Below are 10,341 nucleotides of genomic sequence, written 5' to 3'. Positions count from 1 at the left end.
CTAATATACTCAGCTCTAACAATAAATCATTCGATAATTGACTTATATTCATAATATGCTTTTTGGAAATAATAAGTAAATGTCCTTCTTGTATTGGATCAATATCGAAAACCACAAAAAAATTATCAGTTTGAATCAGGACATCTTCATTGGATATACCATGACAGAAAATGCATTTATCCATGATAACACTCCTAGACTAAATTTATTTTATTTAAGGCGTAGTTAAGAATAGATAACATAAATAGTAATAATGATATTATCAAAAAAGTATCTAACTTATAAATATCGATTAATAAATTAAAAGTAAAATTTCCAATTGGCATCAATACTGATGCCAATGTAAATATCACACTAAAAACACGACCTAAGTACTTATTGTTCGTGTTTATTTGAATATTTGAAAAAAAGGAAATATTAAATATCGATAGAGAAAAACCTATGAAGAAAAAACCAACATACATTAAATATAGGTACACCTTAAATGAACCCCAAATGCAAAATACAGATATTCCAATTAGTATTAATAGTACATTAATATTTAATTCTTGTAATCTTTTATCAAATTTACTATAGATATATCCACCTAAGATGCCACCTATTGCTTCAATTGTTAATATTAAACCATAAGTATTCGTATCTAAAAATCTACTATTATGAAGTTTGTATATATAAGGTAAAATTAAATTAAAACCAGCAAGTATAAAATTCAAAAGTGCAATTATTATTAAAGAATTTAAAATTTGTTTTTCCGTTTTAATATATTTAAAACCTTCTAAAAATTCACCAATAATATTTATTTTTTGTTTTTCTTTTAATATGTTGTTAGAACTATTAATATTAATAAATCTATATTCATTCAATGCCGCTAAATAAAATGAAAGAGCGTTTATTAGCAATGCACCAGTAAACCCTATATATTTATAAACTATTATTCCAATGATAGGACCAATTATTTTTAGAGACTCAGAAAATATGTTTTGAATGGAATTCACCTTAGGAATATCATTCTTATCAAATAAATCTGCTACAATTGATTTAAGTGCTGGCGAGTAAAATGAATAGCATATAGCTAGGATCATATTTGTAATACAATGGAAGGTTATGGAATTAAAAAAGTTTATTTATCTACGACAAATGAAAAATCACTAAATGATATCGAAAAAGAAGTTTTAAATAATCTCGAAAGAGTAACGGAAGTTAATTATACAAACTTTAAAAATATTGATAAGTCAGTAAAATCAGAAATTCACTTTGATAATTCAGATGAATTATATATTGCGAATACAAAAATTTTAAACATCGCAGAAAATATTAAATTAGCTATTATGACTTTTGAAAATAAAATAAATGATTCTTTTGTACAGTTACTAGTGCATAACAAGAATCAACAAAAAGTAACAACATATATAAATAACAAAAAAATTGCATCATATAATCAAGACGCACCTACTCTAAATAATGTGTTTTTAAAAGAATATGATGAATACGACTATCAAGAAGATATTTTACCTCAAATAAGTGTCCCTTGTATTCAAAATGGTTGTTGTACTTTTGGAAGTATGAAATTTAAATGGTGTGGTGCAGGGTGTGGCAGTGGTACACCGATTAATTCATTAGACACTTGTTGTCGTTCGCATGACTATTGTTATGGTAGTTATAAATCATACCCAGATAGATGCACTTGCGATAAAACATTAATTGATTGTGCTGCTAGTACATCTAATGGATACAAGCATCTTATTACTGGAACATTTGTTGCAAAACGACTTGCGATGGGTTGTTAGTATAGAAAATATTGAGAAACAAATATATTATTTGTTTCTCAATATTATGCAATGAGGAAAGAAAACATAACAGAAATGACAAATACTATTATTGGTATTAGTCCAACGATAATCAATATTATTGATATAGCTTTATTTTTCTCAATTATTCCAAAAATAACTCCTATTACTGAGCATATCAATGAAACATATAAAAATTTATCTGATATTTCTATGCTATCACTTGATGGTGAAATAACTACTAAGATATATAAAATATAAGAGGTAATACTGAAAACTAAACTAATGATTTTATTCAAATTAATTTCCCCCTAATATGGAGATATCGCCAAGTGGTTAAGGCATTGGTCTGCAAAACCAATATCATCGGTTCAAATCCGATTATCTCCTTTTATTTATGCATATTATATCATTTCGCTTTATAATCAAATACTTTTTATATTTAATTTGATATTTATCTAAATAAGTTATACAATTTAGATAACTTAATTGAACGTAAAAAGAACATTCAGCATTAATAACTGTTGCAAGCAGTTATTAATCGCTTACCGATCGCGTACATCGGCAAACACTTTAGAATGTTCCTTAAACTCTTCTTATAAGATTATGTTTTAATCATACCCGATTTTTAAACAGTTTTCAATAAAACAAATCGAAAGAATGATTTAAGGAAACATAATATATGATAAAAGTCATAGAGTGCATGCCATGGAAAAGACCGGCGTGTACTCTTTTTTCGTTCCTAAAATCTAAAAAAGGAATGATCACAATGACTTACATCATGAACGATTTTGACAACAATTTTGAAACAATCATCGCAATGGATCGAACGGTTGAGATTTACAATAAACATCTCAAAAAAAATCAATACCGTGTGTTAAACCTATTAAAACAACATAGTTTAAAAGTTATCGGATTTTCACACTTGAAGCTACAAACGATTGCTGACAAACTCAATTTAGGTAAAATAACGATTTATCGTATACTCAAATACTTAGATGAACAGGGATATATCACTAAAATTCATACACGCAGTGGTAAACGAAAAAATAACGGCGCAAATGTCTATCGTATCAACACTTATACACAATATGAAATCATCAAAGAAAAAAATGAATACGCTAAAATGAATATGCTTAATGACCTTATTAAGACCGGAAAAGAACTGTCTCAACAGGCTTTACAACATGTTCACGCAAAAAAGGAAACTATATTCTTTTTAAATCTATTAAATATCTTTTTAAGTAACAGAAAACGTTCTGTAAAAAAACAGTCTAAAGTTTTATATCATAACATTAAAAACTCAGATATCCGTGTCAAACCGATGGAAGTGCCTGACGCAATTTACAACGTCGCAAAACCCTTCTTTAGTGATGAAGAAATTCTGTCCCTGTATAAAGTCATGCTAAAAGAAACCATCGGTAACAACATCTATAGCACTGAAGATCACATTGAAATTATGAACTATGCGATACAATCACTTGTTAAGGCAAAGAAAAAAGTCTATCACGGACAGAAATCTGAAATAAAGAGCGACAGAGCGTACTATATCGGGATTATTCGTGAATATATTGCACAACAGTTCTATGTCTATCATGCTGTCATCTAATTAGGGTGTGACAGATTGATACTCGAGATTATGTCGTTTCTGTAACTTCTCAACACGTTCCAGGAAAAACTGCTCCGTTCGTGGTGTCTTAATTTGTTGCTGAATCTGATAACGGACATTGTCATAGTCATGTGCCGAAAGATTACTGTATTCAGAGATACTGAGATTTTCCAGTTGAAGCTTTCGGATGAGCCTGTCACCAATCTGATGTTCATATGTTGATAAATAATCACTGTGTTTATCCATCAGAGCCTTACGTTTCCTCGGGTCATCAATCTGACTGATTTTGTTCTGTGCGACTGAAAAGTGTTGATGTGTGACATGCTTCTTAACGGTCGTATTCAGTAATCCTTTATCCACTAAGCCATTCAGATAGGTCTCAGCTATTTTGGACTGCTGTTGGACTTTCTGTACATGTAGATGCGCCTGATAATAAGGTAACGGTGATAAAGGCGTCCATGTACTGATTGTGAACCCTATGCCGAAGAGCATCACAGATAAAGGCAGTGTAAATCTTAACGATGCGAGATGGTCCTCAAGTTTCGCCGTCAATACGAATATTAAATAGAGACACAAAGCAACGATACAGATCGGGATGCCATAATAGAGGAATGTGAACATTCTAATGCATCCCTGTCATAAGATAATAGATGGTGAATATCACAAAGATCAGACTGATGATGACGGGGATATAGTTCAGGATAAGCTTTGTTCTGAGGTAGCTATGATTCAGCTCCGTCTGATGCATCTCTATTTCAGACTTCATCTCTCTTTTCAGATCCGTTAGGACGTCCCGTCTAAGACTTTCAGCGTTCAAATCCACCACGGTCATGGCGTCTATCTTGTCCTGGCTGTGTTGGATGGTCTTCTGAAGTTCGGTCTTGAGTGTTCGATTTTCGTTGATGACCGTGCGCATCTCCTGTTTGAGTGTCTCGTTGTAGCGTTTCATCCCCTGCATCTCTGATACGAGCGTCAAGTACTTGTCGTGCATACTGTTGAATGCGATCTCTGCTTTCTGGTACTTCAACGTTAGCTGTACGACCTGCTGGGAGAGATGTGAATCCTGATTGTCGTTTAAATCGTTCATAAGATTCTCGTTCCTGCTCCAGTCCGTATTGGATTCCCTCGGCACCATAATCAACTCCTAAATTTTTTTCACGTATGATACGTTTCTTACCATCCCGGTCGATAAAATCATATGAAAAACGGGTCATCTGTTGCTTCTGATTGAATCTTTCCCTTATGTTGACACCTAGATCGGTTAGATGCGCCTTAAAGCGCTCTAAATCGAAATGAAGGCTATCCTTTGTTTTTTCGAATGCCTGATCGATTCGTGCTCTTAGATCATCTTTCCATATATATTCGCCTTTATCCTTGAGTTTCTGTTCTTTAATCGTGACCGATGTGCCACGTTCCTTATGCTTTTCAATGACGGGATAACCATGTTCCTGTACAACCGCATCATTGATGCGTTCGACGATCTTCTTTTCCTGATAACAGTGATATTTGTGGCCATCCTCTAAATTAACCGCATTAAACACGATGTGATTATGATAGTTGTCTGTATTGCCATGTGTATAGACGACGGCCTGAAAGCCCCCTCCGAGTGCTTCATTCAGCCGTTCGGCCAGTTCATATCCCATCTGATTCACTTCAAAAGGGTCAATATCACGGCCTTTAAAGGACTGTTCAATGAGATGTGCCTGAATGTGCTTGCCTTCGTCCTTCGCCTTGTTGAACGCTTTCCTCACGACACGAAATTCATATTCAGCGTTACTCGGATCACAGTTGATCCCAGACATTGCGATACACTTCTTCTCCTGTGTGTCCTTATCCTTACCATCACGCCCATATTTGATGGATGCGGTGGCACTTCTAGAGGATGCTACTTTAGTCTGTGCCATATCTGATGCACCTCATTCTGAAGTCGTTCAAATTCATGCTGAGATGCCTGAAATTCTTCTGTCAGCTTTTTAATCGCATTCAATTCTACAGCACCAACATAAGGTTCACGTGCTAAAGCTTTTAAAGCACGTGTCGACTGATTCATATTGTTCCCCACCCTACTGATCTCACCGGATAATTTTGAAAGTGGTGGTAAGATACTCTGAATATCCTCTGACTTCATCAGTGGACGATGAATCTTCCCTCCTAATGCGCGCGCCTTTAAATATGATGTGATGTTCAAGTTAGCACTTGAAGCTGTACCAGCGATCACATCATATTCATCTGCGTTCACTCGGAAAGAAATAATCTTTGATTTTTTCTTTGCCTCGCTCACTTGTTCGTCCCTCCATTCTGTAAAAAATAGCTCATATTCATTCGTCATTTTTTACGCCACTCCGTGCCGAAGTGATATGATGTATCGGTTCAGACTGCTCCCTATTCGGTCGCAGACATTCACACGATTGTTGTAAATCCAAATGTCTCACTATTCGCTCGCATTTGAGATTAACAACAGCCATCACATCACAAGAACACAAAACATTTATGTCCAATTGTTCTGTCACGATGTTTATCTCAATTGTACCATAAATTGTACATAAATGTTTTGGTCAAGCAGTGCGAATGTATACATTTGCTTCGCAAAGTATCATTCACCTCCTTGTAAGGGAAAAGCTTTTCCCTTAACCCTTTCGTTTTATATCATCTGTATATTTCGAAGAAATATACAGATGATATAAAATACAAAGATCCATCCAAACATCATGTGATGTTTGGATGGATCTTTGTAGAAAACCTCATCAAATTGATTTGAATATGATGACTACTTACGTCATCCTCATCCAATCCATTCGATACAAAAGATACTGTATACTCGTATCTTTTGTAAGACTGGTTATCACAGTTTAGCCCTTCGTTCTAAACTGTGATAACCAGTTCGTTAACCCCTTAAGATCACTCACGTGCCAGTAGCCTCTTGAATCGTCCATTGCATCCGCAATGGCATTTAAATTCTTTTTTAACTGATTCAGTTCATCCTGAACAGCACTGAACTGATTCTGATCGATCCCTGAATGATCTTTATGTGCAATCACATAATTCTGTTTGAATTCATCCAACGAGATGAATTTACCGTTCTCCTTTCTTGGGAAGTCTTTACCAAAGACTGCTTTTAAGGTCTGAAGTTCTTTCTTATCTTTTTCACGCTTTTCTTTTAATAGCTGTTTCTTTTTTTCTTCTAACGCTTGTAGTTCTTTTTCATAATCAATATTTGTCATGACATATCCTCCTGATGTTTATCGTTACCCTTATTATGCCACGTGTTTTTGAGAGATAAAATGGATAAGGTAAGCACTATAGAAGAAACCATAGTAATTCGATATAATGAGTAAGCCGTCTTTACTTCCATAGGCGAGATCTTATGGAAGGAGGTGATCTCTGTGGAATTTCTACTTGTTAACGTTATTGCGCCATTGTATGTTGGCGTAGCACTTGCGTTGTTTTCTCACTGGTTAGATCAACGTAAGGATTAAGACGGCATACCAGCGCCTAAAAAACCCCCTAACTGTTCCTAGCAGTTAGGGGGTTCGGTGTTTCCATGGAATTTCTACTTGTTAACTTTATTATATCTCATTCAGTTTTCTTTGTAAAACTAATCAACGACATAGACATACTTTACAGCATGTTTAAATATCGTTATTTCTCGTCCATCTTCTGTTTCGATAATGATCTCATACTGTGGTGCAAATAAATATGTCCCAGTGATAGCTTTTCCGTCAGTAAAAACAACTTTAATCTTTTCACCTCTGTTTTTTCCTCAGACATATAATCACCTCAATCTTTTATTTCTTTTATTATAACTAAGAAATATTCCTGAATAAACATATAAATAGCACCTTATAAGAGCAATAAAGCGTTCTAACAAACCTTTAAACTACTTTAGGACTTTACAACCATTCAAATACATTATCGTTGCTTGTACGTTGTCTGTACTAAGCCTTAACAAATCATTGGCAAACACTTAATAAACTAATATAGCATTTCATGAAGTGTTGTCTAACACTTCATGAATAACTTAATAACTAATTGCATTTAATTAAGGTAGATGTATTGATATAATTGTCTTTGAGATACTTAACAAATGATTGTCAAAGGATTATCAAGTTTAGATATGATTAGGCAAACGTTTAACAAACTATTGATAAAGGGTTGATAAAATGAAATCGTGTATTGATCTTGCTAATGAACTGAATGTAAGTAAACAAACTGTATTTAATAACGCTAAAAAATTGAAAATAGAATTGACTAAGCAAGACAATACTTTATATGTTTCAAGTGCTGATGATGTTGAAGCAATTAAGAATAGAATACTCAAAAATAAGGCCAAGCAGTTGAATATAGATGTATCTGAACTAATGCATGATGATACAAAGCAAGATAAAGACATTCAAAGTGTTTCAGACAATAGTAATGAAATAGATCTGCTTAGACAAATGATTAACGATAAAGACAAACAGATACAATCATTACAAGATGATAAGCAAGACTTAACTTCATTACTTAAGCAACAACAACAATTATTACACAATCAACAGTCATTACAATTACAATCAAATGATAAAATTAAGGCTCTTGAAACAGAATTAAAAGGAATAAAAGAAGATGTAAAGCAAAATACAACAGATTTACATGTAACTACTGAAGCTGATAGAAGTCAAAGAGAGTTTAATGATAACAAAGTTGATAACTTCTATAAAGATTTAAAAGATGAAAAAGATTCTAGAGAACATAGAGGTTTTTTCAGTAGAATTTTTAAAAAATAAAGTAACACAAAAAGAAAAATGTTACAAGTTAAGAATTCAAGATGATGATGAAGTAATGTCATTAGTATATTTCAACTTAGATACAGAAGCAGTCTACTTTGATAGAGTGTCGAAGAAGAGCAAACGCACGAAACGTTTAAATTCTTTACAGCTTGTTCAAGTATTAGCGCAGATGATCCTGTCCAAATTATAATTAGTGCCGTATTTCACTTCTGAACCATCTTCCATAATAATCTTATCGTTTGTATATGTTATATTATCAACAGAAAAATTTTGACTTTTTACAGATTGTTGTGCTTCAGCATTTGCTTTTAATGGGGATATAAAAGTAGAAGTTAATAAAGAAACTGCTACTGTGGTAGTAATTAATAAATTAGTCTTATTTGTCACGGTTATCATCTTCCTTCTTATAAATTTTTTCACCTAAAGTTGTAAAAATAATATACAGAATGATAGCAATTATTGGATTTAAAAAATAAATCCATAGAGGTCTATCCACTCCTTCATGCATTGTACTTGCTAAATAATAATGAAAGATAAATAAAAAGCTAATAATAATTAGACTAGTCAAAATCTTATAAAATTTATAGGTCATACTTTCACCTCGCAATATTGATGACAATTTCCTTCGATGTTGAATAGATTACTTCACTATTCCTTTCTTTTTTCTTAGCCATTGAAATCTCACTTTCTTCCATGACACTACTTTATTTTTAAATAATGGATATTTCTTTAGATAAAATTAAAGTAATTAGTATAATGTTTCATTATATTTATATTTTATCACCTCTATAATTTATTTTTTTCAGTATACCTTAAAAATTAATGTAACATAATGGTAATTATGTTACATGACAAAAAAGACAAACTCACTTTTAGAATTGTGAGTTTGTCTTCAATCTGAGATCTCTCCAGATCTTTTAAAGTTTATTATCTCTCTCTGCCAATTGTTGCTCCAATATTTCAATTCTTTTCTCAAGTTCTTTCTTCTGCAGTGCTTCTAATTCAATTCTACTTTTTGTTCTCTGCTTCATATTATTTAACAATCTTCTAATGAAAAGCCCTATTGTAATTGCAACCCAGATAATTATTAGACAAAAAACAATTAACCATATGATATCCATTATATAAACCTCATTTTATTTTTTGTTCAATATATACTTTTTTTGTAACTTAGTCAAATAGAAATTACTTTTATATTATTTACATTATTTAAGGTTTAAATATTGAAAAAAACATTTTACTATATTTAAACCTTAAATAATGTAACACAATAGGAATTATGTTACATGACAGACCCCGTAAAAAGAGGGGTTTATTTTTATGTCTCAAATAATGTATCATAATGATAACAATAAATACATTATATGTATCATATAGGAGTGATTTTGATGAATAGCGTGGAGCCGATTCGAGATGTGAAGAAGATACAGGAGATGAAGGAGGCACTTGCGTATTATGGATCAGAAAGAGATGTGTTTCTGTTTAATTTAGGGATTAACTGCGGTCTAAGAGTGAGTGACATGTTGGGATTAAAGAAAAAGGATATTAAGGACTATATAATCAAGCTCAGAGAACAGAAGACCCGTAAACAGAAACAAATCCCCCTCTATCATCTAAAGGAGGATATCGATCGTTATATTCAGTTCCTGGAGGATGAAGATTATCTGTTTAAAAGCAATAAACTCGATTCTGAGGGCAAAAGTAAACCCATCAGTCGTGTACAGGCCTATAGAATATTAAATCATTCAGCAAAATCAATCGGTTTAAGTGAAATCGGGACACATTCGATGCGTAAGACATTTGGTTACCATTACTACAAGAAAACGAAGGATGTCGCTTTGTTGATGGATTTATTTAACCATTCTTCTCAATCTGTAACACTTATATATATAGGGATAAATCAAGATATGATGGATGAAGAAATCACCAAAAATATGAGTAATATGTATACATTATAAAATAACAATTTATAGCAAGTTAAGTATATTTTTTAATTTTTGCTTATCTAATTTTTGTTTGTGGATTTTGATGTTTTCCCAAAATTCATCATTTGTATATCTAGGTATTATATGCACATGAAAATGTACGCCATCATCCATAGTACGCCCATTATTTATGGCCATGGTAATTCCTAAAACTTGAAAATTATTTTCGATAACGTTAATTATTTTTTTTT

The 10,341-nt window shown here is 32.4% G+C and carries 16 protein-coding genes and 1 tRNA gene; 7 read left to right on the top strand and 10 right to left on the bottom strand.

Annotated elements, in window-relative coordinates; all coding sequences use genetic code 11:
- Both QNJ52_RS11340 and QNJ52_RS11335 read right to left on the bottom strand, forming a co-directional pair.
- The coding region (locus QNJ52_RS11340) for an HIT family protein (protein ID WP_283722637.1) at positions 1-184 on the bottom strand (184 nt) is incomplete at its 3' end.
- Positions 185-194: 10 nt separating this feature from the next.
- Positions 195-1,082: an MFS transporter gene (locus QNJ52_RS11335; protein ID WP_283722636.1), complete on the bottom strand. Its 888-nt coding sequence runs from the start codon at positions 1,080-1,082 to the stop codon at positions 195-197.
- A 12-nt stretch (positions 1,083-1,094) separates the two neighbouring features.
- Here QNJ52_RS11335 and QNJ52_RS11330 point away from each other — a divergent pair, with 12 nt between their 5' ends.
- Positions 1,095-1,787: a phospholipase A2 family protein gene (locus QNJ52_RS11330; protein WP_101035967.1), complete on the top strand. Its 693-nt coding sequence runs from the start codon at positions 1,095-1,097 to the stop codon at positions 1,785-1,787.
- 44 nt (positions 1,788-1,831) lie between these two features.
- Here the strand turns inward: QNJ52_RS11330 and QNJ52_RS11325 are convergent, their stop codons facing one another.
- Entirely contained in the window at positions 1,832-2,086 is a 255-nt protein-coding gene (locus QNJ52_RS11325) for a hypothetical protein (RefSeq protein ID WP_101041028.1), read from the bottom strand.
- 19 nt (positions 2,087-2,105) lie between these two features.
- Here QNJ52_RS11325 and QNJ52_RS11320 point away from each other — a divergent pair.
- Together QNJ52_RS11320 and QNJ52_RS11315 are read left to right on the top strand one after the other, a co-directional pair.
- Positions 2,106-2,177, top strand: a tRNA-Cys gene (locus tag QNJ52_RS11320).
- A 379-nt stretch (positions 2,178-2,556) separates the two neighbouring features.
- Positions 2,557-3,396, top strand: coding sequence for a helix-turn-helix domain-containing protein (locus QNJ52_RS11315; protein ID WP_283722635.1), 840 nt, complete (start codon positions 2,557-2,559; stop codon positions 3,394-3,396).
- Here the strand turns inward: QNJ52_RS11315 and QNJ52_RS11310 are convergent, their stop codons facing one another.
- The 5 genes from QNJ52_RS11310 to QNJ52_RS11290 form a co-directional block, all read right to left on the bottom strand.
- Positions 3,397-4,017: a hypothetical protein gene (locus tag QNJ52_RS11310; RefSeq protein ID WP_283722634.1), complete on the bottom strand. Its 621-nt coding sequence runs from the start codon at positions 4,015-4,017 to the stop codon at positions 3,397-3,399. It lies immediately after the preceding gene.
- 1 nt (position 4,018) lies between these two features.
- Positions 4,019-4,162 (bottom strand): hypothetical protein, encoded by a 144-nt coding sequence (locus QNJ52_RS11305; RefSeq protein ID WP_157819726.1) that lies wholly within the window; start codon positions 4,160-4,162, stop codon positions 4,019-4,021.
- Positions 4,163-4,202: 40 nt separating this feature from the next.
- The gene (locus QNJ52_RS11300) at positions 4,203-5,300 is read right to left on the bottom strand and encodes a relaxase/mobilization nuclease domain-containing protein (RefSeq protein ID WP_283722633.1); all 1,098 of its coding nucleotides are present in this window, start codon (positions 5,298-5,300) and stop codon (positions 4,203-4,205) included.
- Positions 5,282-5,725 carry a plasmid mobilization protein gene (locus tag QNJ52_RS11295; protein WP_283722632.1) on the bottom strand — a complete coding sequence of 148 codons (444 nt, stop codon included), beginning with the start codon at positions 5,723-5,725 and terminating at the stop codon, positions 5,282-5,284. The genes QNJ52_RS11300 and QNJ52_RS11295 overlap by 19 nt, the downstream gene beginning before the upstream one ends.
- A 520-nt stretch (positions 5,726-6,245) precedes the next feature.
- Complete coding sequence (locus QNJ52_RS11290; protein ID WP_283722631.1) at positions 6,246-6,617, bottom strand: hypothetical protein; 372 nt, start codon at positions 6,615-6,617, stop codon at positions 6,246-6,248.
- 162 nt (positions 6,618-6,779) lie between these two features.
- On the opposite strand from QNJ52_RS11290, the gene QNJ52_RS11285 reads away from it, so the two are divergent.
- From QNJ52_RS11285 to QNJ52_RS11275, 3 genes are all read left to right on the top strand, one after another.
- Complete coding sequence (locus QNJ52_RS11285) at positions 6,780-6,872, top strand: type I toxin-antitoxin system Fst family toxin (protein ID WP_157821401.1); 93 nt, start codon at positions 6,780-6,782, stop codon at positions 6,870-6,872.
- A 684-nt stretch (positions 6,873-7,556) separates the two neighbouring features.
- A complete protein-coding gene (locus QNJ52_RS11280; RefSeq protein ID WP_101045286.1) occupies positions 7,557-8,162 on the top strand; it encodes a hypothetical protein in 606 nt (201 codons plus the stop codon).
- Between the two features lie 55 nt (positions 8,163-8,217).
- A complete protein-coding gene (locus tag QNJ52_RS11275) occupies positions 8,218-8,355 on the top strand; it encodes a hypothetical protein (protein ID WP_283722630.1) in 138 nt (45 codons plus the stop codon).
- Positions 8,356-9,082: 727 nt separating this feature from the next.
- On the opposite strand, the gene QNJ52_RS11270 is transcribed toward QNJ52_RS11275, so the two are convergent.
- Positions 9,083-9,286 (bottom strand): hypothetical protein, encoded by a 204-nt coding sequence (locus tag QNJ52_RS11270; protein WP_219494987.1) that lies wholly within the window; start codon positions 9,284-9,286, stop codon positions 9,083-9,085.
- A gap of 267 nt (positions 9,287-9,553) precedes the next feature.
- Here QNJ52_RS11270 and QNJ52_RS11265 point away from each other — a divergent pair, with 267 nt between their 5' ends.
- Positions 9,554-10,123, top strand: coding sequence for a tyrosine-type recombinase/integrase (locus tag QNJ52_RS11265; RefSeq protein ID WP_283722629.1), 570 nt, complete (start codon positions 9,554-9,556; stop codon positions 10,121-10,123).
- A gap of 9 nt (positions 10,124-10,132) precedes the next feature.
- On the opposite strand, the gene QNJ52_RS11260 is transcribed toward QNJ52_RS11265, so the two are convergent.
- The coding region (locus tag QNJ52_RS11260; RefSeq protein WP_481817301.1) for an HIT family protein at positions 10,133-10,341 on the bottom strand (209 nt) is incomplete at its 5' end.

The sequence above is a fragment of the Macrococcus sp. S115 genome, from assembly GCF_030067655.1.
Classification (GTDB): domain Bacteria; phylum Bacillota; class Bacilli; order Staphylococcales; family Staphylococcaceae; genus Macrococcoides; species Macrococcoides psychrotolerans.
The sequence above is the reverse complement of the archived record's forward strand: the minus strand, read 5'-3'. Positions and strand labels throughout refer to the sequence as shown.

Bases quoted from the DNA above. Each gene is read 5' to 3' on its own strand.
- QNJ52_RS11270 (WP_219494987.1), bottom strand. From the start codon at position 9,286: ATGGATATCATATGGTTAATTGTTTTTTGTCTAATAATTATCTGGGTT.
- QNJ52_RS11330 (WP_101035967.1), top strand. From the start codon at position 1,095: ATGGAAGGTTATGGAATTAAAAAAGTTTATTTATCTACGACAAATGAA.
- QNJ52_RS11275 (WP_283722630.1), top strand. From the start codon at position 8,218: ATGTCATTAGTATATTTCAACTTAGATACAGAAGCAGTCTACTTTGAT.
- QNJ52_RS11295 (WP_283722632.1), bottom strand. From the start codon at position 5,725: ATGACGAATGAATATGAGCTATTTTTTACAGAATGGAGGGACGAACAA.
- QNJ52_RS11290 (WP_283722631.1), bottom strand. From the start codon at position 6,617: ATGACAAATATTGATTATGAAAAAGAACTACAAGCGTTAGAAGAAAAA.
- QNJ52_RS11265 (WP_283722629.1), top strand. From the start codon at position 9,554: ATGAATAGCGTGGAGCCGATTCGAGATGTGAAGAAGATACAGGAGATG.
- QNJ52_RS11280 (WP_101045286.1), top strand. From the start codon at position 7,557: ATGAAATCGTGTATTGATCTTGCTAATGAACTGAATGTAAGTAAACAA.
- QNJ52_RS11310 (WP_283722634.1), bottom strand. From the start codon at position 4,017: ATGTTCACATTCCTCTATTATGGCATCCCGATCTGTATCGTTGCTTTG.
- QNJ52_RS11305 (WP_157819726.1), bottom strand. From the start codon at position 4,162: ATGAAGTCTGAAATAGAGATGCATCAGACGGAGCTGAATCATAGCTAC.
- QNJ52_RS11335 (WP_283722636.1), bottom strand. From the start codon at position 1,082: ATGATCCTAGCTATATGCTATTCATTTTACTCGCCAGCACTTAAATCA.
- QNJ52_RS11300 (WP_283722633.1), bottom strand. From the start codon at position 5,300: ATGGCACAGACTAAAGTAGCATCCTCTAGAAGTGCCACCGCATCCATC.
- QNJ52_RS11315 (WP_283722635.1), top strand. From the start codon at position 2,557: ATGACTTACATCATGAACGATTTTGACAACAATTTTGAAACAATCATC.